The organism is Variovorax sp. YR750, from assembly GCF_900109805.1.
In the GTDB taxonomy this organism is placed as follows: domain Bacteria; phylum Pseudomonadota; class Gammaproteobacteria; order Burkholderiales; family Burkholderiaceae_C; genus Variovorax; species Variovorax gossypii.
Window position 1 is genome coordinate 31,490 of sequence record NZ_FOBJ01000006.1, and the last position, 26,312, is coordinate 57,801.

Here is a 26,312-nt window from a genome sequence, read left to right on the forward strand (position 1 = left end):
AAGAAGTTGACCGGCGGCAAGGGGGCGGGTCACGGTCCGCAGCACAATCGCCGGCTTGGAGACAAAGCAGCAATGACGACCGCATCGACCCCATCCTTCGGCCCCGCCCCCGATCCGCGCGAAGCCCCGCGCGCCTTCCTCGAACATCTCTACCGCGTGGCGGTGGACCGCGCGCTGCCGCTGTCCACGCTGGGCCCCCACCTGCCGCCGCCGCCCAAGGGGCGCACGCTGGTGCTGGGCGCGGGCAAGGCCGGCGGCTCGATGGTGCAGGCGCTGGAGGCCCTGTGGCCGGCCGATGCGCCGCTCTCGGGGCTGGTCGTCACGCGCTATGACCACATTCCGCCGCGTCCCGAAGGCGTGCCGCAGCGCATCGAGCTCGTCGAGGCCGCGCACCCCGTGCCCGACGCGGCGGGCCAGCAGGCCGCCGAGCGCATCCTCGCGCTGACGAAGGGCCTCACCGCCGACGACCTCGTGCTGTGCCTGATTTCCGGCGGCGGCTCGTCGCTGCTGGTGCTGCCCGCCGAGGGGCTGACGCTGGCCGACAAGCAACGCATCAACAAGCAGCTGCTCGAAAGCGGCGCCGGCATCGGCGAGATGAACTGCGTGCGCAAGCACCTCTCGCGCATCAAGGGCGGCCGGCTGGCCGCGGCATGCGCGCCGGCCCGCGTGGTGACGCTGACCATCAGCGACGTGCCCGGCGACGACCCGGCCGTGATCGCCAGCGGCCCGACGGTGCCCGACGCCACCACCTGCGCCGATGCGCTCGCCATCCTCGACCGCTACGGCATCGAGGTGCCCGCGCCGGTGCGCGCCCGGCTCGAGAGCGGCGAGCTCGAAACGCCCAAGCCCGACGACGCAGTGTTCGAGGGCCACGAGACGCACATGATCGCCACGCCGCAGCAGTCGCTGGAGGCGGCGGCCAAGGCGGCGCGCGAGGCCGGCATCGAGGCGCACATCCTCAGCGACGAGATCGAGGGCGAGTCGCGCGAAGTCGGCAAGGTGCACGCGGCGCTCGCTCGCGCCGCCGCGCATCGCGGCCAGCCGTTCGCGCGGCCCTGCGTGATTCTTTCCGGTGGCGAGACCACGGTGACGATCCGTCCGCGCCAGCCGGGCCAGGCCAAGGGCCGGGGAGGGCGGGCCGGCGAGTTCTGCATGGGACTGGCGGGCGCGCTCATGGGCCAACCCCAGGTGTGGGCCCTGGCCGCGGACACCGACGGCATCGACGGCGTGGAGGACAACGCCGGCGCTTTCGTCACGCCCGACACGCTGGCGCGTGCCGGCGCCGCGGGAAAGAAGCTGTCGGACCACCTCGACCGCAACGACGCATATGGCTACTTCGACGCCATCGGCGACCTGTTCGTGACGGGGCCGACGAACACCAACGTCAACGACTTCCGCGCGCTGCTGGTGCTCTGAAGCAAGGGGCCGCGGGAGCGGACTCCCGGGACTCCCGCTGCCGTTACTCCTTCAGCACCATGTCGATGCACATCACGGCCGCCACGATCAGCAGGCGGCGCTGGTCGTTGGCCGGCACGCCCGGGTCGATCGACAGCATGTAGTTGTCGGCGGAGGTGAAGAGCTCCTTGCCCAGCCCCGCCCATTTCTTCGACACGGCGGCAAGCTCGGCGCTGCCCTGCACGAAGCGGAAATCCCAGCTGGTCCACTTGCCCTTGAGCGTGCAGGCGACCTGCTCCTGCGCATCGAGCACGTCGAACTTGCCACCGATGGAGAAGAACTTCTGCTTGAAGAAGCCGACGACCCGGTCGCTCTCGTCGAGAACCTCCACCTTCGACAGGAAGATGGAAACGCCGCGCCTGACCGACAGCACCTTCTGCCCCTCGGGTGTCGACACCACCACGTTGAAGGGCGTGAAGCGCTTGTAGTCGGTGAAGCGCAGCAGCTTGCTGAAGAAGCCGAGGTCCGGCTCGCGGCACTCCAGGATCTTCTGCTGCGAGTGCGGGTCGAAGATGTCGTAGTTGTTGGCGGCCTTGAAGATGCCGACGTGTTCCTTGATGAAAAACAGGTTGTTGCGCAGCGCCGCGTGCATGGATTGCCCTCGTCCTCTGTGTGTTGGAGTGGCGGGATTATGTTCGGCGTGCATGACGGCCCCAGCCGCCGGCCCGTAGCCGCCGGCGGACGGGGTTTGCGAACTCGGGTTAATCTATGCCCCCGGCGGCCCCAGGGCCGCCATTTGTCGACAGCGCACTCCCCCGGGGTGCCGCGCCGGACACCCAGATTCCCCTTTCAATCTCCAGTCTTCGAAGGAAAAGTTCGCCATGACCTACATCGACACCCGCCTGCTGATCGACAACGAGTGGGTCGACGCCACCGGAGGCAAGACGCTGGACGTCGTCAATCCCGCCACCGGCAAGGCCATCGGCAAGGTGGCGCATGCCAGCATCGCCGACCTCGATCGCGCCCTGGCCGCCGCGCAACGCGGCTTCGAGACCTGGCGCAACACCCCCGCCAACGAGCGCGCCGCCGTCATGCGCCGCGCAGCGGGCCTGATCCGCGAACGCGCCCTCGAAATCGCCAAGCTGCTCACGCAGGAGCAGGGCAAGCCGCTGGGCGAAGCCAAGGTCGAGACGATGGCCGCCGCCGACATCATCGAATGGTTCGCCGACGAAGGCCGCCGCGTCTACGGCCGCATCGTGCCCTCGCGCAACCTGGCCGCGCAGCAGCTGGTGCTGAAGGAGCCGCTGGGCCCCGTCGCCGCGTTCACGCCCTGGAACTTCCCGATCAACCAGATCGTGCGCAAGCTCGGTGCCGCGCTGGCCACGGGTTGCTCGTTCCTGGTGAAGGCTCCCGAGGAAACCCCGGCCTCGCCCGCCGCGCTGCTGCGCGCCTTCGTCGACGCGGGCATCCCGCCCGGCGTGGTCGGCCTGGTGTTCGGCAACCCCGCCGAGATCTCGAACTACCTGATCGCCCACCCGATCATCCGCAAGGTCACCTTCACGGGTTCGACCCCGGTCGGCAAGCAGCTGGCCGCGCTGGCCGGCCAGCACATGAAGCGCGTGACGATGGAACTCGGCGGCCATGCCCCGGTGATCGTCGCCGAAGACGCCGACGTGGCGCTGGCCGTCAAGGCCGCCGGTGCCGCCAAGTTCCGCAACGCGGGCCAGGTCTGCATCTCGCCGACCCGCTTCCTGGTGCACAACAGCCTGCGCAACGAGTTCGCGAGCCTGCTGGTGAAGCACGCCGAAGGCCTGAAGCTCGGCGACGGCCTCGCAGAAGGCACCAACATCGGCCCGCTGGCCAATGCACGCCGCCTCACGGCCATGGCCTACGTGCTGGAAGACGCCCGCAAGAAGGGCGCCACGGTCGCCACCGGCGGCGAGCGCATCGGCGATGCCGGCAACTTCTTCGCGCCCACGGTGCTGACCGACGTGCCGCTGGACGCCGACGTGTTCAACAACGAACCCTTCGGCCCCATCGCCGCCATCCGCGGCTTCGACACGCTCGATGAAGCGATCGCCGAAGCGAACCGCCTGCCTTTCGGCCTGGCCGGCTACGCCTTCACCAAGTCGATCAAGAACGCCCACCTGCTGAGCCAGAAGCTCGAACTGGGCATGCTGTGGATCAACCAACCCGCCACCCCGTCGCCGGAAATGCCGTTCGGCGGCGTGAAGGATTCGGGCTACGGCTCGGAAGGCGGCCCCGAGGCGCTCGAGGCCTACCTGAACACCAAGGCGGTCTCGATCCTCGGCGTCTGAGCCCGCTTGGGCTCAATCACTCCTCGGCTGTGGCATTCCAGAAGGCCTGCTGCACGCCGTCGAGTGCCTCCAGATCCTCGATGACACGGTCGAGCTCCGCGGGCTCGACCGCTGTCGCATAGAGCGTCGCGCCGATCTCGGTGTCGGCCGGCCCGAAGGGGTGCTGGTCGACATCGCGCACCGGATAGTTCGCGGCCTCGAGCAGCAACAGCAGCTGATCGAGCACCTCGGGCCGCGCCGCGCGCGAGCAGATCACGCGCACCACGTACGTCGCCTCGCTGGCTTCCTCGCTGATCGGCTGGCGGTTGATGCGGTTCACCACGGGCCGCAGCAGCGTGTTGCTGGCCAGCACGAAGAGTGCCGCTATCAGCGCCTCGCCCAGCAGGTCGGCACCCGCGCAGGCACCCACCGCCGCCGACCCCCACAGCGTTGCCGCAGTGTTCAGCCCCGTGACGTTGGCACCTTCCTTCATGATCGCGCCCGCGCCCAGGAAGCCGATGCCCGACACCACATAGGCCACCACGCGCACCGCGCCGCCGCTGCCGTCGAGCCGGTAGGCCATGTCGACGAACACCGCCGCGCCCACGGCCACCAATGTGTTGGTGCGCAGGCCGGCCGTGCGCTGGCGTATCTGGCGCTCCAGGCCGATCACCGAGCCGAGGATGAATGCAGCCGCGACGCTGACGAAGGTGTCGAGCAGCGAGAGCAGGTTGATGTTCTGGATGGCTTGCATCGATGGATTCCTTTTTCTTGTGATGCCTCAGTTTGCAGTCGCCGGGTGTCATGTGCGTGTCATGAAGTTCACGACACCCCGAGCGCTCACTGCCAGCCATACCGCCGCGCGTACCACCCCTTCACGCCTTGCGTCAGCAGCGCATAGCCCAGCAGCATCGCCACCAGCCACGGGAAGTACATCAGCGGCAGCGCCTGCAGCTTGAAGTAGTGCGACAGCGGCCCCATCGGCAGCCAGATGCCCACGGTGGCGATCGCGGCGCCCATGATCAGCAGCGGCCATGCGGCGCGGCTTTGCAGGAACGGGATCTTGCGGGTGCGGATCAGGTGCACGATCAGCGTCTGCGACAGCAGGCCCTCGACGAACCAGCCCGACTGGAAGAGCGTCTGGTGATCCACCGTGTTGGCAGCGAAGACGAACCACATCACCGTGAAGGTGAGGATGTCGAACACCGAGCTCAGCGGACCGAAGAACACCATGAAGCGGCCCAGGTCGGCCGGGTTCCAGCGCTGCGGGCTCTTGAGGAACTCGTCGTCCACGTTGTCGAACGGGATCGCGATCTGCGACACGTCGTACAGCAGGTTCTGCACCAGCAGGTGCAGCGGCAGCATCGGCAGGAAGGGCAGGAAGGCGCTCGCCACCAGCACCGAGAACACGTTGCCGAAGTTCGAGCTCGCGGTGAGCTTGATGTACTTGAGCATGTTTGCGAAGGTGCGGCGGCCTTGAATGACGCCTTGCTCCAGCACCATCAGGCTCTTCTCGAGCAGGATGATGTCGGCCGATTCCTTGGCAACGTCCACCGCGCTGTCCACCGAGATGCCGATGTCCGCGGCGCGCAGCGCGGGCGCGTCGTTGATGCCGTCGCCCATGAAGCCCACCACGTGCCCGTTGGCATGCAGCGCGTGCACGATGCGCTCCTTGTGCGCGGGCGTGAGCTTGGCGAACACCTGGTGCGCCTCGACCACCAGCCGCAGGTCGGCGTCGACCATCTCCTCGATCTCGCCGCCGAGGACGATGCGGCCGACTTCGAGCCCCACGTCGGCGCAGACCTTGCGCGTGACCAGCTCGTTGTCGCCCGTCAGCACCTTCACTGCCACGCCGTGCTCGGCCAGTGCGCGCAGGGCGGGGGCGGTGGATTCCTTCGGCGGATCGAGGAAGGCCACGTAGCCGAGCAGCGTGAGCCCCGACTCGTCGGCCACGCCGTAGGCCGGCTTCTGCTCCTCGACCTTCAGCGAACGGCTGGCCACGGCCACCACGCGCAGGCCCTGGGCGTTGAGCTCCGACGCAACGCTGTGGATGCGCGCCAGCACGTCGGCGTCGAGCGACAGCACTTCCGCGCCGCGTTCGACCGAGGTGCACACCGACAGGATCTCTTCCAGCGCGCCCTTGCAGATCAGCAGATGCTCGCTGCCGCCGTTGGCCACCACCACCGACATGCGGCGGCGCGAGAAGTCGAAGGGCACTTCGTCGATCTTGCGATAGGCCGTCTGCAGGCGCGTCTCGAGCTGCATCTCGGCGTGGCTCAGCACGGCCTTGTCGAGCAGGTTCTTCAGGCCGGTCTGGTGAAAGCTGTTGAGGTAGGCCAGCTGCAGCACGTGATCGGACTGCTCGCCCCATGCGTTAGTGTGGCGCTCGAGCACGATGCGGTCCTGCGTCAGCGTGCCGGTCTTGTCGGTGCACAGCACGTCCATCGCGCCGAAGTTGTGGATGGCCTCGAGCCGCTTCACGATCACCTTCTGGCGCGACATCACGACCGCGCCCTTGGCCAGCGTGGCGGTCACGATCATCGGCAGCATCTCGGGCGTGAGGCCTACCGCGATCGACAGCGCGAACAGCGCCGCCTCCCACCAGTCACCCTTGGCCACGCCGTTGATCACGAGCACCAGCGGCGCCATCACCAGCATGAAGCGGATCAGCACCCAGCTCACGCGGTTGATGCCGGCCTGGAAAGCGCTGGTGCCGCGGTCGGCGGCAGTGACGCGCTGGGCCAGCGCGCCGAAGAAGGTGCGGTCGCCCGTGTGCACGATCACCGCGGTGGCGGTGCCGCTGATCACGTTGGTGCCCATGAAGAGCAGGTTCTCGCGTTCGAGCACGCCGGCAGCGTGGTCGCCGCGATCGACCACGAACTTCTCGACCGGCATGGCTTCGCCCGTCAGCGCCGACTGGCTGATGAACAGGTCTTTCGCCGTGATCAGCCGGCAATCAGCGGGGATCATGTCACCGGCGGAGAGCGCGATCACTTCGCCGGGCACCAGGTCGCGCATCGGCACCTCGACGCGCAGCGTGCCGGCGTGCGTGGTGTCGAAGCCCTCGTCGCCGGCCGTGCCCGCCTTGTGGCCCGGCGCGGGGCGCAGCACGGTGGAGGTGTTGCTCACCATCGCCTTGAGCCGGTCGGCGGCCTTGTTGGAGCGCGACTCCTGCAGGAAGCGCAGCACCGTCGACAGCACCACCATGCTGCCGATCACCAGCGTGGCCTTCATGTCCTCGGTGACGTAGGAGACCAGCGCCAGCACCGTCAGCAGCAGGTTGAACGGATTGCGGTAGCACTGCCAGAGGTGCTGCCACCAACGAAGCGGCTGCTCGTGGCGCACCTCGTTGCTGCCGAGGCGCTTGCGCAGCACCTGCGCATGGCCTTCGCTGAGGCCGCGCGGCGAGCTGCCGAGCCTGACGAGCATCTCGCCTGCATCGGTGCGCGAGGCGGCATTCAACGCCTTCGCGATGTCGGGCGGCATGCTCACGGAGCCGGTTCCGACGGGCTTCGAGCCCAGCAGCGTCTGCCAGCGCTCGAAGTGGTGCAGCATGTGGCGGCTGCGCAGGAAGCTTTCGAAAAAGGACTTGAGGACGTTCTTCATGGTGTTCTCCTTCGGGGCGGCCGCCACTGCCGCCCGCCCAAGGAGAACCCCGGCGCATCAATCAGCCTGCCGGGAGCAACCCTTTGAGAGGCGCGGCAGCGGACCGCGTCTTTGTTGGAATCGATATGGACGAAGGGGGCGCGCTATGGCGCCAACAAGAGGCGGGATCCATGGTGTGCTCCTGGGTCGCTTGCAGGTTGATGGAGAAAGAAGGGCTGCCGGTCGCGGCTCAGCGACGGGGCGTGCAGGTCGGCTGGAGCAGCAGGAAGCTGCGGATGCGGCGCGTGGTCCAGAGCGCCGCGGCCTGGTCGAGCGCGGCATCGACGACGGGGGCTGCTTCCGCCGCCGCTACTGCGGGAGCGGGCGCAACCACGTGGGCCGACGGACGAACACGCTGTTCGTGCGGCTGACGACGAAGATGAAAGTGACGCATGACAAGGCTCCTTCGCACAGAAGGGCCTCGCGCACGGACGCACGCAAGCTGACTGAAATAGTCAGTGACGAGAACGACGAATATCGGAAGGAGGAGAGCCTCTTGCCGCAACGGCGAGAGGGTCACGCTGTGTGCACACCGACGGCACGCAGCGCGGGAAGCCTGCGCTAGAGGGCCGGATGTGTCACGCCTGCCGAGGCACGCGTCTTGTCACTGATCCAACTGGCACTGTCCACGCACGGGGCTCCGAAATGAAGATTTCCGGATTGTTGCACTGCGGCATGGGAGCGTCAACCCTTGCATTACGAACCATGGGCATTCTTCCTACACAGGCGAAGAGGTTCGCTGCTTAAGGTTCATGCGAATTGCCTCGATGCCTCTTCGAGGCCTCATTTCAAAGGAATCCATTGTCGATGCTCAAGGAGATGGCACTCCAGATTCCCGCCTTGCAACGGTTGCGTGACAGCCGGGACAACCTGAAGACAGCATTCGATCAGCAAGTCGAAAGGGTTGGGGAATTGGAGGCCCAGCTCGCGACGCTCCGATCTGCGAATGCGAGCCCCTTCTACGCCTACTTCGCGAATTTCGATGCCATCGAGACGATGCACCGGCACGAAGTCCACGGCTTGCAGCCAACGCCCGGATTTCAGACGAACTGGCTTGGTGTTCTGGTCGATCCCAAGATCAACCCATTCTTGAGCGCTACGGCGGGGCAACTGGAACCCGCTCCATTCCCGGCCAACTGGCATGCGGATATAGCGGAATGGGCCGCGGCGCTACAGGCCGTGGACAATTCGCCCCGCGACTCATTCACGATGATTGAGCTCGGATGCGGTTGGGGCTGCTGGATGAACAACATGGGCTCGGCGGCTCGCCGCACGGGGCGGAAGGTTCATGTCATCGGCGTCGAGGGGGATGAGGGTCATATCCTGTTTGCGCACGAGGCACTTGCCCGCAATGGTTTCCAACCGGACGAATACACCATTCATCGCGGCATCGCCGCAGCGACCGCGGGAGTGGCTTTGTTTCCCAAGCAGGAACATGCAGGCCACTCCTGGGGACTCGAGCCCGTTTTCGGCGCGACCAGCACACAGCAGGCGCAAGCCGCAGCAGATGGCAGCCATGACATTCTTCCAATGATTCCCTTGGCTGAGGCCGTCGGGCAGCACGACCGTATAGATCTGCTGCACATCGATATTCAGGGTGGGGAGGCGGATCTCGTCGCTGGTTGTCTGCCTCTGATCGAGGAGAAGGTTGCCTACATGGTGATCGGTACTCACTCGAAGCACATCGAAGCTCAGCTGTTCGATCTCATGTGCGGTACCGGCTGGCGCATGGAGATGGAGCGGCCGGCCTTCTACGACGTGAAATCGTCGCGGCCGCTCCTGATGGTCGACGGCGTACAGGGATGGAGAAACCCTTCCCTGATGAATGCGTGACAGGCCGTCGCGGCTTGCCACGTTGCTCGGTGCAGTTCCTCTATTCGCCCTTGCGCGTGGCGACGTAGGTCACGCCCATCGCATTGATGAAGTTGTGCTTGGTCACATTCCATCCGAGCTCGTCGAGCAGACCCAGGATGTAGTTTTCCCGAAAGGAGAGTTCCAGCCAGCCGAACCTGCGGATGCAGTAGATCGCCTGGCCATCGGGATTGATACCCCACGGATAGGGCAACGCGTTGTTGATTGTTTCGCCCGCCAGCACAAGGCGACCGCCTGGCTTCAGCACCTTGGGGATCGCCTTCAGCAGCCGCAGGTGATCGGCGCAATGATGAAAGCATTCGAAGAAGAGCACTGCGTCGAACTTGTCGTCGATGGTTTCTATGTCGAAGAAATCCCCTACGGACAAATCAGGCTCGATCTGGAGGGCACGCACCCTGCGCGAAGCAATCTCGACGAAATGGCGGGAAATGTCGATGCCCTTCACCTGATAACCCGACATGGCCAGTTGCACTGTCGTGTTGCCCCATCCGAAGCCCATTTCGAGAACGCTCGAGTTCGCTGGCAGGTTCATCGCGTGAATCACATGACCCACCGCCATCAGCTGATCACCGATGGCCTTCGCATTGCCCGATGCGTATGGAACGGGCCTTTTCGTGTAGGCGTCCACGTCGTAGTCGGTCACCTCGTTGGAGGTTCCATAGCTGCGATTGGCAATCTCCGAATAGGTCGCCATGACCCATTGCTTGTAGGCGTCGGACGATGGAGGCTCATTGATCGGCTTCAGATCGAGCCAGAAGTCGTTGAGCCGTGCGGAGTACTCGATCGGGTCTTCCGAAGAGAGTCGTTCCAGCAGAGCGACCTCCTTGTCGATCTCGGAGAATTGGATCTTGCGCTTGGTGCTGAACGTTTGCAGGTTGCGGTATTCCTGCGAGTCAAGCACGGTTTGCCTGAACGCCTCCGGCGTGTCGTGCGATGCGAGATGCTGGGAGATCTCATCTTCGCTGCCAGGCTTGCGCCTCAGCAACTCCTCGTAGATACCGATCAACTGGGTGCGAGTCAGAGTCTTGGGCGTTGCAGCGGCGTGTGCCGGCGGACGCAATCGCATCTTGAACTCTTCCGATGCACAGATCGACATCACCAGCGAATCGACCTGATCGTGCCCTCGGCAATGGCTCTCAATGACCGATTCTGCCTCCGGATCGCGGCCCAGAAGAGCCTTGTAGGCGGTAACGACTTCGTCTCGCTGCAGCATCCGTCCACTCCTTGTTCTAGAGACCAATTATGACCATACGCCTGTTGGCCAATCGACGCGGATTGTCCCGGGGAGGAACGACGAGGTCGACGAAGGTGGCTCTCTATTTCGTCAAGGCGAAAATTCCGGCATAGGCCCTCTATCCTCGTGACTCACGAAGTCGAGCCAGTTGTTGGCAGGAATGAAGATGAAGAAACCAGCGATCCTGTTTATTTGCACCGGGAATATCTGCCGCTCCCCCACAGCCCACGTGCTCCTCATGCACAAGGCCCGCGCAGCCGGCTTCGAAATAGATGTCGACAGCGCCGCCATCTCCGACGAAGAGCGCGGCAACCCACCCGATCCGCGTTCGGTGGCAGAGGCAAGGCGCCGCGGCATCGAGATGCACGCGCATTGCGCGCGGCAGGTCCGCAAGTCCGACTTCGATCGCTTCGACCTGATCATCGGCATGACCGCCCAGCATTGCGCCGCCCTGCGCAGGCTTGCACCCGTCGGCGCGGCCGGCAAGATCCACCTGTTCACCGAGTACGCCGACGGCATCGAAGGCGACGTGCCTGACCCGTGGTACGGCGGGCAGAAGGATTTCGTCGAGGTCTTCGACCTGATCGACCGGGGTGTCGACGGCCTCCTCGCAAGGCTGCGGGCCGAAGCACGCTGAGCCTCTGCCGCTACTCGCAGAGCACCCGTATCGAAGGCGGAATCGCCACCGCCCGGATCCCTCCGCCGTCGCGCTTCGCCCCGAAGATGCGCACCTCCTCGCACTCGAGAATGAGGTCGTCCCCGCGCGTCACGCGGTAGGTCTGCACGAAGCTCTTCTCGCGCCACTCGGTGATGCGCACCGCGATCTGCAGCGTGTCGCCGTAGCTCGCGGACTTCACGAAGCGCGTGTGCGTGTCGACCAGCGGCGTGCCGATCACGCCCAGCGTCTGCGTGGTCTCTTCCCAGCGCGGCACGCCGCACTCCGCGAAGAAGTGGCGCGATGCCGCGTCGATCCAGCGGAAGAAATTGGGAAACCAGACGATGCCGGCGGGGTCGCAGTCGCCGAACTCGACGCGTACCGTGTAGACGACTTCCTTGTTTGCGGTTGTGCTCGTATTGCTCATCAGCCCATTCTCGTCGGCAGCCACAAGGCAATGATGGGGAACGCGATGAGGATCACCAGCCGCACGATGTCGGTCACGATGAACGGCAGCACGCCCTTGAAGATGGTGGTGAAGCTCACGTCCTTCACCACGCTCTTGATGACGAACACGTTCATGCCCACCGGCGGATGGATCAGCCCGAGCTCCACGGTCATCACGATGATCACGCCGAACCAGATGGGGTCGAAGCCCAGGTGCACGATCACCGGATAGATGATGGGCACCGTGAGGATGATCATCGCCATCGCGTCCATCAGGCAGCCCAGCACCAGGTACATGAGCATGATGAGCGCGAGCACGCCATAGCGGCCGATGCCCAGCCCGGTGAGGAATTCGGTGAGCTTCTGCGGGCTCTGCGTGATGGTGAGAAAGTAGCCGAACAGCAGCGCGCCGATCAGCACCGTGAACACAGCCGCCGCTGTGCGCGTGGCCGACAGCAGCGCCTCGCGGATCTTCGGGCCGTCGAGCTTGCGCCGCACCAGCCCGAGGATGAACGCGCCGCTCGCGCCCACGCCGCCCGCCTCGGTCGGCGTGAAGAAGCCGCCGTAGAGGCCGCCGATGACGAACACGAAGAGCACCAGCGGCGCCCACACGTTCTTCAGATCCTTCAGGCGTTCCGACCACGGCTTGACCTCGCCGCCGGGCAGCCAGCCGGGGCGCGTCTTCACGATGACCGCGATGGTCAGCACGTACATGGCCATCGCGAGGATGCCCGGCACGATGCCCGCCATGAAGAGCTTGCCGATGTCCTGCTGCGTGAGGATCGCGTACACCGCGAGCACGGTCGAGGGCGGCAGTATCGCGCCCAGCGTGCCGCCCGCGGCGATCACGCCGGTGGAGAACGACTGCGGATAGTTGAAGCGCCGCATCTCCGGATACGCCACCGCCGAGAAGGTCGCGGCCGTGGCAACCGACGAGCCGCAGATAGCAGCGAAGCCGCCGCACGCCACCACGGTGGCCACGCCGAGCCCGCCGCGCAGGTGGCCGATCATCGAGTTGGCGGCCTTGAATAGCTCGCGGCTCACGCCCGACACCGACACCAGCGCGCCCATCAGCATGAACATCGGGATCACGCCGAAGGTGTAGTCGGTCACGGTGCGCATGGAGGTCTGGCCCACCAGCTTCAGCGCCGGGCCGGGCCCGACGAGGTAGCTGTAGCCCACCACGCCCACCAGCCCCATCGCCATGCCCACCGGCACGCGCAACAGCATCAATGCAAAGAGGGCGACAAAGCCCAGGATGGCAACTGCGTCCGGATTCATTGAAAAACCTCCGTGCTTCGCACTGCGGTGCGAGCTTGCTTGGGGCGGCCCGGCGCGGCGCTCATTCGTCGGCTTTCTGTTCTGCGTGGACTTCCTCGAGCTGTTCCGGATGGAAGATCAGCCTGTAGGTGCGGATGGCGATGAGCAGCACGGCGCACACGTCGCCGGCCCAGGCCACGACGTAGAAGGGCCAGGTCGGGATGTTGAGGTCGTAGGTCTGCACGTTGTCGACATACGTGCCGCGCACCTTGTCGAACAGCATGATGGTCTGCACCGCCACCACGAACAGCAGCACCAGCGTGGCGAACACGTCGATCACGCGCTTCATGCGCGGGCCCGCAGCCGTCCACACCAGGTCGACCGTGATGTGGCCGCCGCGGTAGCTGGTGGCCGCGATGCCCCAGAAGATCAGGATGCCCAGCAGCATGCGGCCGAAGTCGTAGGCGTCGGGAATCGAGGTGTCGAAGAACTTGCGCAGCACCACGGCCACGAAGATGTTGAGCGCGACGATCCCCACGAAGATGGCGGCAAGCCATTCGATCGTGTTGATCGCGCGGTCCATGTAGCTGGCGGACCGTGTAGCCATCGCTCAGAGCGCCGATTTGTACTTGGCGAGGCTGGCCTTCAGGGCGTCCATCACCGTCTTCGGGTCTTCGCCGGCCTTCTTCACGCCCTCGGCCCATTGCGCTTCGGCGGGCGCCGCCGCCTTGCGCCATGCATCCAGTTGCTCGGGCGTGAGCTTGTAGATCTCGTGGCCCGAGAGCGCCGCCATCTTTGCGTGGCCCGCGAACTCGAAGTCGGCCCACGGCCCGGCCACCTTCTGCGCCCACTCGCTGGTGCAGTGGTCGTCGATCACCTTCTTCTGCGCGACGGACATCGCGTCGTACTTGCCCTTGTTCATCACCCACACGAAGGGCGTGACGTACAGCGGAACGTCCATGTGGTACTTCACGACCTTGTCGATGCCGAAGAGGCCGATCGAACCCCAAGGGAAGGTGATGGCGTCGGCCACGCCGCGCTCCAGCATGTCTCGCGACTCGGGCGCGGAGGCCTGCACGTTGGTGCCGCCCAGCGAGGTGATGAGCTGGCCCACGGTGCTGGTGGCCGGGCGCACCTTCATGCCCTTGACGTCACCGGGCACGGTGATCTTCTTGCGCGAGTGGAAGGTGCCGGGGTCGTGCACGAACGCGAAGCAGTACTTCACGTCCTTCATCTCCTTGGCTGCGTAGTTGCGGTACCAGGCGTCGATGGCGGCCGAGCCTTCCTTGCCGTTGGCGAACAGGAAGGGCAGCGACGCGCCCGCCATCACCGGGAAGCGGCCCGGCTGGTAGCCGGGGTTCACGTACGAGAAGTCGGCGATGCCGTCGCGCGCCATGTCGTAGTGGTCGAAGGCCTTGCCCAGCTGCTCCGACGGGAAAAGGATCGCGGTGATGGTGCCGCCCGATTCCTTCTTGATGTCGTCGGCCCACGCCTGCAGCGCGGGGTTGAGCGGATGCTGCGCGGGCACCCAGCTCGACAGCTTGAGCTGCACCGGCTTGTCCTGCGCCTGCACGGCGGGAGCGGCAAGCACGAGGGCTGCGGTGGCCGTTGCGAGGGCCGAGGCCAGGCGACGGGACGGACGGGGTTGGCGATTGGCTTTCATGGTCTCCTTCGTTGTGTTGTGTGTGTCTCTACGAGTGAATACGCAATCTAGGCAGCGGCATGCGCGGGGTAAATGGAGGCTTTCCCGTGCGCCGGTACGGGTGCATGCACGACGTGTTCGGCGTGCGAACGCGGCACATGCATTTCGACGTGCCTGCGGCCGAGCTCGCCGACGCGCGTGGCGCCCAGCAAGGTCATCGTGCGTTCGGTTTCCTGCGCGAGCAGTTGCAGCACCGAGAGCGCGCCCTGTTCGCCGTCGCATGCGAGGCCGTAGACCGGCGCGCGGCCGACGAGCGCTGCGCTGGCTCCGAGCGCGAGTGCCTTGACGATGTCGCTGCCGCGCCGCATACCGCTGTCCACCAGCACCGGAATGCGGCTGCCGACTGCATCGAGCATGGCCGGCAGCGCGGCGATGGTGGCCGGAGCGGCATCGAGCTGGCGGCCGCCGTGGTTCGAGACCACGATGCCGTCCGCGCCATGGCGCAGCGCACGGCGCGCGTCTTCCGCACCGAGCAGGCCCTTCACGAGCAGAGGGCCGTCCCACAGCTTGCGCAGCCAGCCCAGGCTCTCCCAGGTGAGCGTGCGGTCCATGGCGCGAGAGAGCAACGCGGCCTGTGTCTGGGCGGAAACGGGTGCGCCGTCGTCCTCGTCCGGCAGCAGGTTCGCGAACTGCGGCATGCCGCCGCCAGCCAGCCGCAGCAGCCACGCAGGGTGCCGCGCCATGTCGAGCACGGTGCCGGGCGTGAGGCGCATGGGCACGCGAAAGCCGTGTCGCAGATCTCGTTCGCGCAGGCCGCTGACGGGCACGTCCACCGTGAGCACCAGCGCCTCGAAGCCCGCGTTGCGCGCGCGGCGCACGATGCGCTCGGCGATGGCGCGCTCGCCCATCACGTAGAGCTGCATCCACAGCGCGGCGTCGGGGGCTGCGTTGCGCACGTCCTCGATGCGCGTGTTGGATGCGGTGGAAAGGATGAAGGGCACGCCCGCGGCCTGCGCGGCGCCGGCCAGCAGGGCGTCGGCGCGCGGCCGCACGAGGCCGGCCAGCCCGATGGGCGCGAGGCCGAAAGGCGCACGCCAGCGGCGGCCGAAGAGTTCGGTGCCGATGTCCACCTTGCTGGTGTCGCGCAGGCACTCGGGAATCAACGGCAATGCCTCGAGCGCGTCGCGGTTGCGCCGCAGGCAGCGCTCGTCTTCCGCGCCGCCATCGATGTAGTCGAACACCAGTCGCGGCAACGCGCGGCGCGCCTGGCGCCGGTAGTCCTCCACGTTGAGCAGCGATGCCATCGCTCAGTCCGCCGCGATCCGGCGTTCGCGGATCAGCGCGCCGAAGCGCTGCGAATCGGCAGCAGCGCGCTGCTGGAATGCCGCAGGCGAGCCGGGCTGCGCCTCGCCACCGATGGACGCGATGCGTTCCTGCACGGCGGGCAGCGCGAGCGCGCGGTTGATCTGCGTGTTGAGCTGCGCCACCACTTCCGGCGGCGTGCCCACCGGGGCGTAGAAGCCGAACACGGTATCCGCGTCGAAGCCGCGCAGTCCGGCCTCGTCGAGCGTGGGCACGTCGGGGAAGAGCGGCGAACGCTTCGGGCTGCCCACGGCCAGCAGCCGCAGCTTGCCCGCGCGCACCTGCGTCAGCGCGATGCCGGGGTCGAAGGCGTAGTCGATCTGGCCGGCCAGCAGGTCTTGCAGGGCGGGCGCGGCACCGCGGTAGGGCACGTGCAGCGCGAAGAGATTGGCCTGCGTCTTGAACATCTCGCCCGCGAGGTGCGGCGAGCTGCCGCTGCCCGGAGAGCCGTAGGTGAGCTTGCCCGGGTTGGCCTTCACGTACGAGATGAACTCCTTCACGTTCGCGGGCGGCAGCGAGGGCCGCGTGACCAGGAACACCAGCACGCGCGCGGCGGCAGCCACAGGCACGAGGTCCTTCGCCGGGTCGAAGCTCATGCGCGAATAGAGATGCGGGTTCACCGACACCATGCCGCCTGAGCTCATCAGCAGCGTGTAGCCGTCGGCCGGCGCGCGTGCCACGGCTTCGCCGCCGACGTTGCCGTTGGCGCCGGCGCGGTTCTCGATCACCACCGGCTGTTTCAGCGACTCCTGCAGCGGCTGCGAGATGGCGCGTGCGATCTGGTCGGCAGCGCCGCCCGCGGGGAAGTTGACGATCACCTTGATCGGCTTGGCCGGCCAGTTGACTGCGTTGTTGGCATATGCGGGGGCCACGAGGGCGGCTGCGGCCAGCCAGAGCAGGCATCGCCGGATGGAATGGGTGGGGTGTGTCATCGAATGTCTCCTTGTCTTTTTCTTTACTGTCGTTTCAGGCCTTGACCGATGGGGGCCGCTTCATCCACCGGATCGGCTGCGCCTGCACCGGCCGCGGCGCCGCGCCGTGTGCCGTCAGCGCGGCGTCGAGTGCCTTGCCGCCTTCGTCGGCAAGGGCCGCCTCGCGCGCCGCCGCGATGGCCGTGGCCCGCGCCGCGGCAGGTAGGGCCGTGCGGCCCGCGAGCTCGTCGGTCACGTGCAGCAGGTTGTGCTTGCCGCGTTCGTTGGTGCTGCCGTAGCCCTTGATGAGCCGTCCGCACAGCGCGACTTCATGTCCCAGCGCCCAGGTCTCGCGCGTTCCGGTTTCCACGGCGGCGAGCCAGCGTTCGATGAGGGCCTGCTCCTCGGCGAAGCGGCTGCCGCGCCGGCGCAGCCAGCGCAGCGAAGCCAGCAGCCGCAGCGAGGCCATGCCGAATACCGAGTGGCTGCCCACCTTCAACGGCAAGGCCCACGGCGCGAGGCCGCGTGCCTGTCGGCCCCGATCCCAGGCCGTGACGCGGCGGGAGAGCGATGGCGGCAGCAGCGCCGCGAACTCGGCCGCGCCGGGCTTGAAGTGGTCGTAGACCTTCACGAGGTCTTCTTCGCCGGCGCGCACCTCGCGCCGCACGCGCTGTGCGCGGCTGGCGCGGCCTTTGAGCGCGGCCACGCGCACGATGTCGTCGAAGGCCATCCACAGCGCGAGCCAGCGCGCGGCCTCGCGGGTGATGGCGAAGCCCCGCGCGCCGGCCGGATCGGCGGCGCGCTCGGCGTCGAGCACGCGGCCTAGACGTTGTGCGTAGAGCTCGCCGTAGGCGGCATCCTGGTAGTCGAGCACGCGGGCGTGACCGAGAGCGAGCATGTCGTGCACGGCCGGCGGAAAGCGGCTGGCCAGTTCGGCGGGCAGCGGCGCGGCCTGCGGCGGCGCATCGTTCCCCTCGCCGGCCATCACGCTGCTCACGAAGGCGGCCTGCGCGCGTGGAGCGTTCACCGCGTCGAAGGCCGATGCAAAGCCGCGCAGGCTGGCGGCTGCCATCTTGCTGAGCTTCTCGGGCGCGCTGGTGTCGCCGCCGCGCACCACGTGCTCGTAGGCCTCGCGTGGGAACGGAAACAGCCCGCTGCCCGCGATGGCGCCCAGCATCACGGCGCTGACCACCGTGCCGCTTTCGCGCGCGATGGCGTTCATGTCGAACACATGGTGCTCGCGGCTGAAGGCCTTCACCACGTCGAGCAGCCGTTGCGCGTCGGCGCGGCCGTCGCCGAGCTGCATGCGCTCGGCCGTCGTGAAGATGCGCGCCGACGAGCTGATGACCAGCGTGCGCTGCGGCGCGCTCATGCCGTTGCCGACCTGGCGCGCGGTTTCCAGCAGCTCCGAGGAGACGATGGCGTCGAGCGCGCCCGGCACCGGGCTCAGGCTGAACACCGGCCGGCGTCCTCCGAGCTGTGCGAGCGGCACTGGAAAGACTTCGATGTAGTAGGTGGTGGCGCCGGTGCGCTGCGCCACGCCGGGAATCGACGTGCTCTGCGCCGCGTAGCCGGCATGGCGCGCGGTGTCGACCAGCCATTCGGTGAGCACGCCGCCGCCTTCGCCGCCGAGGGCGCAGACGAGCAACGTGATGGGGCGGTTCTGTTCCATGGTTTCCTCGCCTCTCATGCCGGTTGCAATGCGCGAACGACCGCACCGCGCAGGCCGTGCAGCAGCCGCTCGTGCCACTTCGGGTTCTGCACCACCTCGGCCCGGTAGAAGCTCGGGCACAGCGTGGCCGCATGCGCGTTCGCGCCGCACAGGCCGCAGCCCACGCAGCCGTCGATCACCGTGGCCACGGGGTCCACCTTCAGCGGGTCGGGGTTGTCGCGCAGCGTGAGCGTGGGGCAGCCCGAGAGGCGGATGCAGGCGTGGTCACCGTTGCACACGTCCTCGTCCACGCCGTACTTCACGCGCACCACGCGCTCGCCCCTCTTCAGCAGCCCGGCGATCCACGGCTTGATGCGGCGCTGGCGCTCCAGCTGGCACTCGCCTTCGGCAATCACCACCTTCAGGCCGTTGAAGTCGCTGGTGAGCGCTTCGGTCAGCGTCTTGCGCATGCGCTCGACGTCGTAGGTCGTCACGGTGCGCATCCACTGCACGCCCAGACCCTTGAGCGTGGCCTCGATTGTCTGGTTCTTGTCTACCAGGCTCTGCTGCTTGTCTTCCGCGCGCTCCTTGATCTCGTCGTCGGGCGTCGAGATGATGTCCTGCGTGCCGGTGGCCGAGGTGTAGCCGTTCTTGAAGATCAGCAGCACCGCGTCGTCGCCGTTGAAGAGCGCGCTCTGCACGCCGGTGAGCAGCCCGTTGTGCCAGAAGCCGCCGTCGCCCATGATCGACAGGGTGCGCCGGTTCATCATCGGCGCCACGCCCGCGCGGCTCGCGAGGCTCATGCCGTAGCCGAGGATGGAGTGACCCATCGAGAAGGGCTCGAAGGTGCCGAAGGCGTGGCAGCCGATGTCGGCCGCCACGTGCACCGGCCCGGTCTCCTGCTGCGCCAGCTTGAGCGCCGAGAACACCGGCCGCTCGGGGCAGCCGACGCAGAAGCTCGGCGGACGGTTGGGCAGCGGCGTGCCCAGCCGGCGCGCGACGGCCTCGCGGCGCTCGCGGTTGCCCGCCAGCCAGGCCTGGGCCGATGACGATGCCTCGTCCGCCTCGATGTATTTGGCGGCGAAGGCGCCGATGCCCCCCGCCAGCACTTCCACGCCGTACTCGCCCGCCAGCGGCAGCATGTCCTTGCCGTGCAGCGGCGTCTGGATGTCGCGCCGGCGCAGCAGCGTGGCGATGTCCTGCTCGATGTACTCCGGCTGGCCTTCTTCCACCACCAGCACCGCGCGCTTGCCCACGCAGAAGTCGGCGACCTGATCGGGCACCAGCGGATAGGTCACGTTGAGCACGAGGATCGGGATGTCCGTCTCGCCGAAGGCATCGGCCAGGCCCTGCTGCTGCAGGCTGCGGATCAACGCGTTGTAGAGCCCGCCCTGCACCACGATGCCGAGGTCGGCATGGCGTCGCCCGGGCATCAGCTCGTTGAGGCCGTGCTCGGCGATGTAGCTGCGCGCGGCCGGAATGCGCGCCTCGCCCTTGAGCTTCTCGTGCCTGAAGGTGACGGGCGGATGTGCGAGCCGCATGTAGTCGAAGCCGGCGGGTTCCTCCATCAGCGAGCGGGTGGACACGGCGGGCTGGATGTTGTCCTTGCACTCGAAGCTGCCGCGCACGTGGCAGGTGCGGATGCGCAGCTCCATCAGGCAGGGCATGTTCGAGCTTTCCGACAGGCGGAAGCCTTCCTCCACCATGCGCACCATCACGCCGAGGTCGGGCCTCGGGTCGAGCAGGCACATGCTCGACTTGAGGGCGTAGGCATGCGTGCGCTCCTGGATCACGCTGGCGCCTTCGCCGTAGTCCTCGCCCACCACGATGAGCACGCCGCCGGTCACGCCGGGCGAAGACAGGTTCGACAGCGCATCGGCCGCCACGTTGGTGCCCACGATGGACTTCCACGTCACCGCGCCGCGCAGCGGGTAGTGGATGGAGGCGCCGAGCATGGCCGCGGCCGAGGCTTCGTTGGAGCAGGCCTCGACGTGCACGCCCAGCTCGTCCATGTAGGCCTTGCCCTGGACCATCACGTCGAGCAGGTGCGACACCGGCGCGCCCTGGTAGCCGCCGACATACGCCACGCCCGACTGCAGCAGGCCCTTGGTGATCGCGAGGATGCCCTCGCCGTGAAAGGTGTCGCCTGCGCCGAGGCGCAGCATTTCCACTTCCTTGCTGAATGAAACTTCCAAGAGATTCGGCTCCGATGTTGGTGGGGTTTGCTGGATTCGGGGTGAGCAGTGCCCGCACCGCGCTTCTTCTGGCCGGTGCCGCACGTCGGGAGATGGCGTTTATCTGGGGGGCGTGGAGGAAGGCTTTGCCGTGGCGCCGGGGAAGCGCGCCACGTAGTAGGCAAGGGTGTCCAGGTCCTCCGGCGACATGCGGCCCACCGCCTCGCCCATGGCCTGCGTGTAGCCCGGGCGCTTGCCCGTGCGGAAGCCCTGCAGGGTGAGCTGCAGGTAGTCCTCGTGCTGCTGCGCGATGCGCGGCACCTGCTGGCCGCCGCTCAGGTCGGCGCCGTGGCAGAGCAGGCAGCGGTTCTCCTGCGCGAGCGCCTGGCCGCGCGCCATGCGCGCCGCGTCGGGCGGCGTGGCCGGTGGTGGTGCGGGCACGGCGGGCAGGGTGGCGATGAAGTCGGAGAAGCCGCGCAGGTCTTCGTCCTTCATGGTCTTCGCAACCGCCGTCATCGCCGGGTTGTCGCGGCGGCCTTCACGGAACAGGTAGAGCTGCGTGATCGCGTAGAACGAATGCTGCCCGGCGAGCACCGGTGTTCCGGCCATGTCGCTGCGGCCGTTGGCGCCATGGCACGAGGCGCAGAGTTCGGCGTAGCGCTGGGCGTAGGGGCTGACTTTCGTGCCCGGCGCGCCTTGTGCGCCCTTCGTGCCTTGTGCACCAGCCGGCGATGCTGCTGCCATCACGATCATTGCCGCCATCGCGTATCGGAAGAGAAGGCTCGCAGGTGTCATCGGCCGCCGTAGCTGATGCGGTAGATCGCGCCGGCGTGGTCGTCGCTCACGAGCATCGAGCCGTCCTTCAGCACCAGGAAGTCCACCGGACGGCCGAGGTAGTTGTTGTTCTCGACGAAGCCGGTCATGAAGGGCTCGACCCTGGCGCCGCCCTTGCCGTCGGGCCAGGCGACCGCGACATCGGCGTACTTGACGGTGCGGTTCCACGGGCCGTGGCGCGCGATGAACATGGCGCCGCGGTACTTGGCCGGGAACATCTTCCCGTTGTAGAAGGCGAGGCCCAGCGCCGCGGCGTGCGGGCCGAGCAGGGCGGCGGGCTTCTGGTAGTCGTTGCAGCTCTTGCCCCAGCCGAACTCGGAATCGAGGATGTTGCCCTGGTGGCAGTACGGATAGCCGAAGTGCTGGTCGGCCTTGGTGACCACGTTCAGCTCGTCGTTGGGCAGGTCTTCGCTGAGCCAGTCGCGGCCGTTGTCGGTGAACCAGAGGTTGCCGGTCTTCGGGTCGAAGTCGAAGCCCACGGTGTTGCGCACGCCGCGCGCCACGGTCTCGATGCCGCTGCCGTCGGGGTTCATGCGGAAGATGCGCGCGTGCGCGTCGTCGGGCTCGCACAGGTTGCAGGGCGCGCCGACGGCGTAGTAGAGCTTGCCGCCGTGCATGCGCAGGTAGCGCCAGCTGTGGTCCTGTCCGCCGGGCAGCTTGTCGTTGAGCACCACGGGTGCGCCGGGGTTGTCGAGCTTGTCCTCGATGCCGTCGTAGCGAACGATCTGCTTGTGCGTGGCGAGGTAGAGCGAGCCCTTGTCGAACTCGATGCCGGTGGCGAACTCGGTCTTGTCGATGATGGTCTTCGGCTTGCGGTCGCCCTTCTCGGCGATGGCGTAGACCTTGTTGCCCACGAAGAGCGTGCTCACGAACACCGTGCCCTTGGCGCCCTGGCGCAGTTCGCGCGCATCGAGCACGCCCGAGGCCCAGGTCTCGACCTTGAAGCCCGGCGGGAGCTTGAACTTGGAAGTGGGCAACTGGTCGGGCGCGGTCGGAATCGGGAAGGCGGGCACCGGTGCCATGCGCGTGGCGGCTTCGCTCTTCGGCCGGCCCTTGGCCCAGCCCGGCTCCTCGGCGGGCGGCTGCTGGGCCCATGCGGTGACTGCGGCACAGAGGAGGGCGGCGAACGCCGCATGCGCGCGGAACGCGCGGGGTGCACGAATCGGGGCCATGTCTCGTCTCCTTCTTGTCGTGGGGTGCCGGCCGTTCGCCAGCCTGGAAAAGGACGAGGGCGAACCGGACAACGCCCGCCAGTGTGCGTGGCGGGGGCCCCGCGCTCAATAAAATGATCGAGCTAAGCAATATGAATGGCATGCATATGGAAGCGCTTGACCTCAACCTGCTGCGTCTCTTCGACGCGGTCTACCGCGAGCGCAACGTGAGCCGCGCGGCCGAATCGCTGGGCCTCACCCAGCCGGCCGCCAGCCACGGCCTGGGCCGGCTGCGGCTGCTGCTGGCCGATGCGCTCTTCACGCGCGCACCCGGCGGCGTGGCCCCCACGCCGCGCGCCGACCGCCTGGCGGTGGCGGTGCAGGCCGCGCTGGCCACGCTGGAAGAGGCGCTGCACGAGCCCGACCGCTTCGAACCCCAGGTGTCGCGCAAGACCTTCCGCATCCACATGAGCGACATCGGCGAAGGGCGCTTCCTGCCGGCGCTGATGGCGCGGCTGCGCGAGCTGTCGCCGGGCGTGCGGGTCGAGACCATGCCCCTGGCGGTGGGCGACATCGCCACCGCGCTCGACAGCGGCAAGGTCGACTTCGCCTTCGGCTTCCTGCCCCGCGTGAAAGACACCCAGCGTGCCCAGTTGCTGCGCGACCGCTACATCGTGCTGCTGCGTCGCGACCATCCCTTCGTGAAGCGCCGGCGCAGCGGCCAGGCCCTGCTCGAGGCGCTGCAGGAGCTCGACTACGTGGCGGTGCGCACGCACGCCGACACCCTGCGCATCCTGCAGCTGCTGAACCTCGAGGACCGGGTGCGCCTGACGACCGAGCACTTCATGGTGCTGCCGGCCATCGTGCGCGCCACCGACCTGGCGGTGGTGATGCCGCGCAACATCGCGCGCGGCTTCGCGGAAGAGGGCGGCTACGCCATCGTCGAGCCATCGTTTCCGCTGCGCGACTTCACCGTGTCGCTGCACTGGAGCAAGCGCTTCGAGGCCGATCCGGGCAACCGGTGGCTGCGGCAAGTCATCACCGAGCTGTTCTCGGAGAAACCATGATGTGAAGCGGGGCGGGGTTATTCTCGGGAGCGCCTGTCGCTGTTCCGATTGCCTCGAATGCTTCCCGTCCCGTCTCCCGTTCCCCCCGAAACTCCCTCCCGCCTCGTGTTTCCCGACGCGCCCTGACAAGGGGCCGCCGGTGCAAGCGATCCTTTCCCAGGCCGGCCCCGTGCTGGTCTTCATGGCCTGCGTGGCGCTGGCCACCTACGCGCAGAACCTCACGGGCTTTGCATTCAGCCTGATCCTGCTCGGCCTTGTGTCGGTGCTCCACGTCGCGAGCGTGGGCGACACGGCCAACGCCGCCACGGTGCTGAGCCTCATCAACGCATGGACCTACTTCCGCGCCCGGCCCGGCGTCGTGCCCTGGCAGCTGATGAAGCCGGCGCTCAACGGCAGCACGGTGGGCGTGATCGTGGGCCTCATGCTGCTCACCTGGCTCAGCGGCGGCGCGGTCGACTGGCTGCGCGGCCTGCTGGGCGTGTCGATCCTGGGCTGTGCCGTGCTGCTGGTGATGCAGGGCAAGCCGCTGCCGGTGGTGTCGGGCCGCGCCAGCTTCGCCCTCATCGGCGGACTGTCGGGCGTGCTGGGCGGGCTGTTCTCCAGCTCGGGGCCGCCCATCGTCTTCCACATGTACCGCCAGCCGCTGGACCGCGAGCTGGTGCGCCGCGCGCTGCTGCTGATGTTCGCCTTCAACTCGCTCGTGCGGCTGGTGATCGTGGTGCCCACGGGCCACTTCTCGATGCGCTCGGCGCTGCTGGCCGGATGCGCGATGCCGGTCGTCTACGGCGTGACGCGGCTGCATCACCGCCTGCCCAACAAGCTGAAGCCGCGCACGCTGAAATGGCTGGTCGGCGGCCTGCTGGCGGCGGCGGGTTCGACGCTGATCGCCACGGCCTGGGTGGCCATCGCGCGCGGCTGACGGCTGCCCCCGGGGCCGCCCGGAAAATCGCCGCGTGGCCCGGGAATTGCAACCTCCACGCAAGGGTTTCCCCGTACGTGGCATACCGGCCCCCACATACGCGTTATGGGCACCTCCGTATGCAAGACGCCGGACAAGCCGCTAACGTCCATGACTGACCCATGACGGGTCCCCCACGAGCCCAAGAAGCATGAGCACCGACAGCAGCAAGATTCAACCGATCCGCTTTTTCCATCGCGGAAAGATCGTCGACGTCACCGGCGTCCACCCGACCCGTTCCGTGCTCGACTGGCTGCGCGAGGACGCGCGCTGCACCGGCACCAAGGAAGGCTGCAACGAAGGCGACTGCGGCGCCTGCACCGTCGTCATCGGCGAACTGGCCGCCGACCCCGATGCTCCCGGCACCGTCGACGGACTGAGCCTGCAGACAGTCAACGCCTGCATCCAGTTTCTTCCCACGCTGCACGGCAAGGCGCTGTTCACGGTCGAGGACCTGAAGGGCCAGTGCAAGATCGAGAAGACCACCGAGAAGAAGGCGCACCCGGTTCATACGCTGCATCCGGTGCAGCAGGCCATGGTCGACTGCCACGGTTCCCAGTGCGGCTTTTGCACGCCCGGCTTCGTGATGTCGCTGTGGGCCACCTACGAGCACCACCAGGCCGGCGGCACGCAGCCCACCCGCCAGCAGCTGGCCGACGACCTTTCCGGCAACCTGTGCCGCTGCACCGGCTACCGCCCGATCCTCGACGCCGGCCAGCGCATGTTCGACCTGCCTTCGGTGCGCCTCGACACGAAGCCCGTGGTCGACGCGCTCACTGCCCTGAAGAACGATGGCCTCGACTACGCCGCCGCGCTGGGCGCCCGCATCGACCATTTCCATGCCCCGAAGACGCTGGCCCAGCTCGCCGCGCTGCGCGAGCAGAAGCCGCGGGCGCAGCTGCTGGCCGGCTCCACCGACGTGGGCCTGTGGGTCAACAAGCAGTTCCGCGACCTGGGCGACATCATCTACGTGGGCGACGTGGCCGAAATGAAGACCATCGAGGACCGCAAGGACAACGCAGGCGAGCTCTACATCGGCGCCGGCGCCTCGCTCGAATCCGCCTTCGCTGCGCTGGTCGAGCGCGTGCCCAGCCTGGCCGAGGTGTGGCTGCGCTTCGCCTCGCCGCCGATCCGCCATGCCGGCACCATGGGCGGCAACGTGGCCAACGGCTCGCCCATCGGCGATTCGCCGCCGGTGCTGATGTCGCTGGACGCGCAGATCGAGCTGCGCCGCGGCGAGGTCGTGCGCCGCATGCCGCTGCCCGAGTTCTACCTGGACTACATGAAGAACCAGCTGCAGCCGGGCGAGTTCGTCCAGGGGCTGGCCATTCCGCATGCCGCGATGAAGCGCCAGGTGCGTGCCTACAAGATCAGCAAGCGCTTCGACTGCGACATTTCGGCGCTGTGCGCGGGCTTCGCCATCGAACTCGAGGCCGGCAGCGACACGGTGAAGGCCGTGCGACTGGCCTTCGGCGGCATGGCCGCGACGGTCAAGCGCGCCGCGAACGCCGAGGCCGCGCTGGTCGGCAAGCCGTGGACGCAGGCCAGCGTAGCCACCGCCAAGATCGCGCTGGCGCAGGACTTCAAGCCGCTGTCCGACATGCGCGCATCGGCCGACTACCGGCTGCTGGTGGCGCAGAACCTGATCCAGCGTCTCTGGCTCGAAACGCGGGCGGAGGAGGCGCTGTCCATCGAGGAAACCAGCGTCTGGAGCGTGATGCCCCATGCCGTCAATGCGACTGCGGAAGGAGTCTGAC

22 protein-coding genes are annotated in these 26,312 nt (G+C 67.3%); 7 read left to right on the forward strand and 15 right to left on the reverse strand.

Annotated elements, in window-relative coordinates; genetic code table 11:
- The first annotated feature begins 72 nt into the window (after window positions 1-72).
- A complete protein-coding gene (locus BMY35_RS13925; protein WP_093199755.1) occupies window positions 73-1,416 on the forward strand; it encodes a glycerate kinase type-2 family protein in 1,344 nt (447 codons plus the stop codon).
- A 43-nt stretch (window positions 1,417-1,459) separates the two neighbouring features.
- On the opposite strand, the gene BMY35_RS13930 is transcribed toward BMY35_RS13925, so the two are convergent.
- Window positions 1,460-2,047 carry an LURP-one-related family protein gene (locus tag BMY35_RS13930; RefSeq protein ID WP_093199758.1) on the reverse strand — a complete coding sequence of 196 codons (588 nt, stop codon included), beginning with the start codon at window positions 2,045-2,047 and terminating at the stop codon, window positions 1,460-1,462.
- 229 nt (window positions 2,048-2,276) lie between these two features.
- Between BMY35_RS13930 and BMY35_RS13935 the strand changes: the two genes are divergently transcribed.
- Window positions 2,277-3,713, forward strand: a complete 1,437-nt coding sequence (locus BMY35_RS13935) for an NAD-dependent succinate-semialdehyde dehydrogenase (protein WP_093199761.1) — start codon at window positions 2,277-2,279, stop codon at window positions 3,711-3,713.
- A gap of 16 nt (window positions 3,714-3,729) precedes the next feature.
- On the opposite strand, the gene BMY35_RS13940 is transcribed toward BMY35_RS13935, so the two are convergent.
- From BMY35_RS13940 to BMY35_RS13950, 3 genes are all read right to left on the reverse strand, one after another.
- Window positions 3,730-4,446, reverse strand: a complete 717-nt coding sequence (locus BMY35_RS13940) for an MgtC/SapB family protein (RefSeq protein ID WP_093199763.1) — start codon at window positions 4,444-4,446, stop codon at window positions 3,730-3,732.
- Between the two features lie 86 nt (window positions 4,447-4,532).
- Window positions 4,533-7,298 carry a magnesium-translocating P-type ATPase gene (mgtA, locus tag BMY35_RS13945; RefSeq protein WP_093199766.1) on the reverse strand — a complete coding sequence of 922 codons (2,766 nt, stop codon included), beginning with the start codon at window positions 7,296-7,298 and terminating at the stop codon, window positions 4,533-4,535.
- A 229-nt stretch (window positions 7,299-7,527) separates the two neighbouring features.
- On the reverse strand, window positions 7,528-7,731 hold the full coding sequence (locus tag BMY35_RS13950) for a hypothetical protein (RefSeq protein ID WP_093199768.1): 204 nt from the start codon (window positions 7,729-7,731) through the stop codon (window positions 7,528-7,530).
- A gap of 413 nt (window positions 7,732-8,144) precedes the next feature.
- On the opposite strand from BMY35_RS13950, the gene BMY35_RS13955 reads away from it, so the two are divergent.
- A complete protein-coding gene (locus BMY35_RS13955) occupies window positions 8,145-9,170 on the forward strand; it encodes a class I SAM-dependent methyltransferase (RefSeq protein ID WP_256228384.1) in 1,026 nt (341 codons plus the stop codon).
- A 40-nt stretch (window positions 9,171-9,210) separates the two neighbouring features.
- Here the strand turns inward: BMY35_RS13955 and BMY35_RS13960 are convergent, their stop codons facing one another.
- On the reverse strand, window positions 9,211-10,422 hold the full coding sequence (locus BMY35_RS13960; RefSeq protein WP_093199774.1) for a class I SAM-dependent methyltransferase: 1,212 nt from the start codon (window positions 10,420-10,422) through the stop codon (window positions 9,211-9,213).
- A 181-nt stretch (window positions 10,423-10,603) separates the two neighbouring features.
- Between BMY35_RS13960 and BMY35_RS13965 the strand changes: the two genes are divergently transcribed.
- Window positions 10,604-11,080: a low molecular weight protein-tyrosine-phosphatase gene (locus BMY35_RS13965; protein WP_256228387.1), complete on the forward strand. Its 477-nt coding sequence runs from the start codon at window positions 10,604-10,606 to the stop codon at window positions 11,078-11,080.
- Window positions 11,081-11,090: 10 nt separating this feature from the next.
- Here BMY35_RS13965 and BMY35_RS13970 read toward each other — a convergent pair whose 3' ends face one another.
- The 10 genes from BMY35_RS13970 to BMY35_RS14015 all read right to left on the reverse strand — a co-directional run bounded on the left by BMY35_RS13970 (window position 11,091) and on the right by BMY35_RS14015 (window position 22,551).
- Window positions 11,091-11,525: an acyl-CoA thioesterase gene (locus BMY35_RS13970; protein WP_093199776.1), complete on the reverse strand. Its 435-nt coding sequence runs from the start codon at window positions 11,523-11,525 to the stop codon at window positions 11,091-11,093.
- Window positions 11,525-12,826, reverse strand: coding sequence for a TRAP transporter large permease (locus BMY35_RS13975; protein ID WP_093199779.1), 1,302 nt, complete (start codon window positions 12,824-12,826; stop codon window positions 11,525-11,527). Before BMY35_RS13975 ends, BMY35_RS13970 begins: the two co-directional genes overlap by 1 nt.
- A gap of 61 nt (window positions 12,827-12,887) precedes the next feature.
- Window positions 12,888-13,412: a TRAP transporter small permease gene (locus BMY35_RS13980; RefSeq protein WP_256228390.1), complete on the reverse strand. Its 525-nt coding sequence runs from the start codon at window positions 13,410-13,412 to the stop codon at window positions 12,888-12,890.
- 3 nt (window positions 13,413-13,415) lie between these two features.
- Window positions 13,416-14,468 (reverse strand): TRAP transporter substrate-binding protein, encoded by a 1,053-nt coding sequence (locus BMY35_RS13985; protein ID WP_093199783.1) that lies wholly within the window; start codon window positions 14,466-14,468, stop codon window positions 13,416-13,418.
- A gap of 47 nt (window positions 14,469-14,515) precedes the next feature.
- Entirely contained in the window at window positions 14,516-15,751 is a 1,236-nt protein-coding gene (locus BMY35_RS13990; RefSeq protein WP_093199786.1) for an alpha-hydroxy acid oxidase, read from the reverse strand.
- A gap of 3 nt (window positions 15,752-15,754) precedes the next feature.
- Window positions 15,755-16,741 (reverse strand): Bug family tripartite tricarboxylate transporter substrate binding protein, encoded by a 987-nt coding sequence (locus tag BMY35_RS13995; RefSeq protein ID WP_093199788.1) that lies wholly within the window; start codon window positions 16,739-16,741, stop codon window positions 15,755-15,757.
- Window positions 16,742-16,775: 34 nt separating this feature from the next.
- Entirely contained in the window at window positions 16,776-18,392 is a 1,617-nt protein-coding gene (locus tag BMY35_RS14000; RefSeq protein ID WP_093199791.1) for an indolepyruvate oxidoreductase subunit beta family protein, read from the reverse strand.
- A gap of 14 nt (window positions 18,393-18,406) precedes the next feature.
- Window positions 18,407-20,566, reverse strand: a complete 2,160-nt coding sequence (locus tag BMY35_RS14005; RefSeq protein ID WP_093199793.1) for a thiamine pyrophosphate-dependent enzyme — start codon at window positions 20,564-20,566, stop codon at window positions 18,407-18,409.
- 99 nt (window positions 20,567-20,665) lie between these two features.
- Complete coding sequence (locus tag BMY35_RS14010; RefSeq protein WP_177213640.1) at window positions 20,666-21,307, reverse strand: c-type cytochrome; 642 nt, start codon at window positions 21,305-21,307, stop codon at window positions 20,666-20,668.
- A gap of 29 nt (window positions 21,308-21,336) precedes the next feature.
- Window positions 21,337-22,551 carry a PQQ-dependent sugar dehydrogenase gene (locus BMY35_RS14015; RefSeq protein ID WP_256228393.1) on the reverse strand — a complete coding sequence of 405 codons (1,215 nt, stop codon included), beginning with the start codon at window positions 22,549-22,551 and terminating at the stop codon, window positions 21,337-21,339.
- Window positions 22,552-22,691: 140 nt separating this feature from the next.
- Between BMY35_RS14015 and BMY35_RS14020 the strand changes: the two genes are divergently transcribed.
- The 3 genes from BMY35_RS14020 to xdhA all read left to right on the forward strand — a co-directional run bounded on the left by BMY35_RS14020 (window position 22,692) and on the right by xdhA (window position 26,311).
- On the forward strand, window positions 22,692-23,597 hold the full coding sequence (locus BMY35_RS14020) for a LysR family transcriptional regulator (protein WP_256228512.1): 906 nt from the start codon (window positions 22,692-22,694) through the stop codon (window positions 23,595-23,597).
- 139 nt (window positions 23,598-23,736) lie between these two features.
- Window positions 23,737-24,516 (forward strand): TSUP family transporter, encoded by a 780-nt coding sequence (locus BMY35_RS14025; protein ID WP_093199801.1) that lies wholly within the window; start codon window positions 23,737-23,739, stop codon window positions 24,514-24,516.
- A gap of 190 nt (window positions 24,517-24,706) precedes the next feature.
- Complete coding sequence (xdhA, locus tag BMY35_RS14030) at window positions 24,707-26,311, forward strand: xanthine dehydrogenase small subunit (protein WP_093199803.1); 1,605 nt, start codon at window positions 24,707-24,709, stop codon at window positions 26,309-26,311.
- Window position 26,312: the final 1 nt, after the last annotated feature.

What these genes read in the sequence shown, in the direction of transcription:
- BMY35_RS13925 (WP_093199755.1), top strand. Translation starts at nt 73, where the DNA reads ATGACGACCGCATCGACCCCATCCTTCGGCCCCGCCCCCGATCCGCGC.
- BMY35_RS13930 (WP_093199758.1), bottom strand. Translation starts at nt 2,047, where the DNA reads ATGCACGCGGCGCTGCGCAACAACCTGTTTTTCATCAAGGAACACGTC.
- BMY35_RS13935 (WP_093199761.1), top strand. Translation starts at nt 2,277, where the DNA reads ATGACCTACATCGACACCCGCCTGCTGATCGACAACGAGTGGGTCGAC.
- BMY35_RS13940 (WP_093199763.1), bottom strand. Translation starts at nt 4,446, where the DNA reads ATGCAAGCCATCCAGAACATCAACCTGCTCTCGCTGCTCGACACCTTC.
- mgtA (WP_093199766.1), bottom strand. Translation starts at nt 7,298, where the DNA reads ATGAAGAACGTCCTCAAGTCCTTTTTCGAAAGCTTCCTGCGCAGCCGC.
- BMY35_RS13950 (WP_093199768.1), bottom strand. Translation starts at nt 7,731, where the DNA reads ATGCGTCACTTTCATCTTCGTCGTCAGCCGCACGAACAGCGTGTTCGT.
- BMY35_RS13955 (WP_256228384.1), top strand. Translation starts at nt 8,145, where the DNA reads ATGCTCAAGGAGATGGCACTCCAGATTCCCGCCTTGCAACGGTTGCGT.
- BMY35_RS13960 (WP_093199774.1), bottom strand. Translation starts at nt 10,422, where the DNA reads ATGCTGCAGCGAGACGAAGTCGTTACCGCCTACAAGGCTCTTCTGGGC.
- BMY35_RS13965 (WP_256228387.1), top strand. Translation starts at nt 10,604, where the DNA reads ATGAAGATGAAGAAACCAGCGATCCTGTTTATTTGCACCGGGAATATC.
- BMY35_RS13970 (WP_093199776.1), bottom strand. Translation starts at nt 11,525, where the DNA reads ATGAGCAATACGAGCACAACCGCAAACAAGGAAGTCGTCTACACGGTA.
- BMY35_RS13975 (WP_093199779.1), bottom strand. Translation starts at nt 12,826, where the DNA reads ATGAATCCGGACGCAGTTGCCATCCTGGGCTTTGTCGCCCTCTTTGCA.
- BMY35_RS13980 (WP_256228390.1), bottom strand. Translation starts at nt 13,412, where the DNA reads ATGGCTACACGGTCCGCCAGCTACATGGACCGCGCGATCAACACGATC.
- BMY35_RS13985 (WP_093199783.1), bottom strand. Translation starts at nt 14,468, where the DNA reads ATGAAAGCCAATCGCCAACCCCGTCCGTCCCGTCGCCTGGCCTCGGCC.
- BMY35_RS13990 (WP_093199786.1), bottom strand. Translation starts at nt 15,751, where the DNA reads ATGGCATCGCTGCTCAACGTGGAGGACTACCGGCGCCAGGCGCGCCGC.
- BMY35_RS13995 (WP_093199788.1), bottom strand. Translation starts at nt 16,741, where the DNA reads ATGACACACCCCACCCATTCCATCCGGCGATGCCTGCTCTGGCTGGCC.
- BMY35_RS14000 (WP_093199791.1), bottom strand. Translation starts at nt 18,392, where the DNA reads ATGGAACAGAACCGCCCCATCACGTTGCTCGTCTGCGCCCTCGGCGGC.
- BMY35_RS14010 (WP_177213640.1), bottom strand. Translation starts at nt 21,307, where the DNA reads ATGGCGGCAATGATCGTGATGGCAGCAGCATCGCCGGCTGGTGCACAA.
- BMY35_RS14015 (WP_256228393.1), bottom strand. Translation starts at nt 22,551, where the DNA reads ATGGCCCCGATTCGTGCACCCCGCGCGTTCCGCGCGCATGCGGCGTTC.
- BMY35_RS14020 (WP_256228512.1), top strand. Translation starts at nt 22,692, where the DNA reads ATGCATATGGAAGCGCTTGACCTCAACCTGCTGCGTCTCTTCGACGCG.
- xdhA (WP_093199803.1), top strand. Translation starts at nt 24,707, where the DNA reads ATGAGCACCGACAGCAGCAAGATTCAACCGATCCGCTTTTTCCATCGC.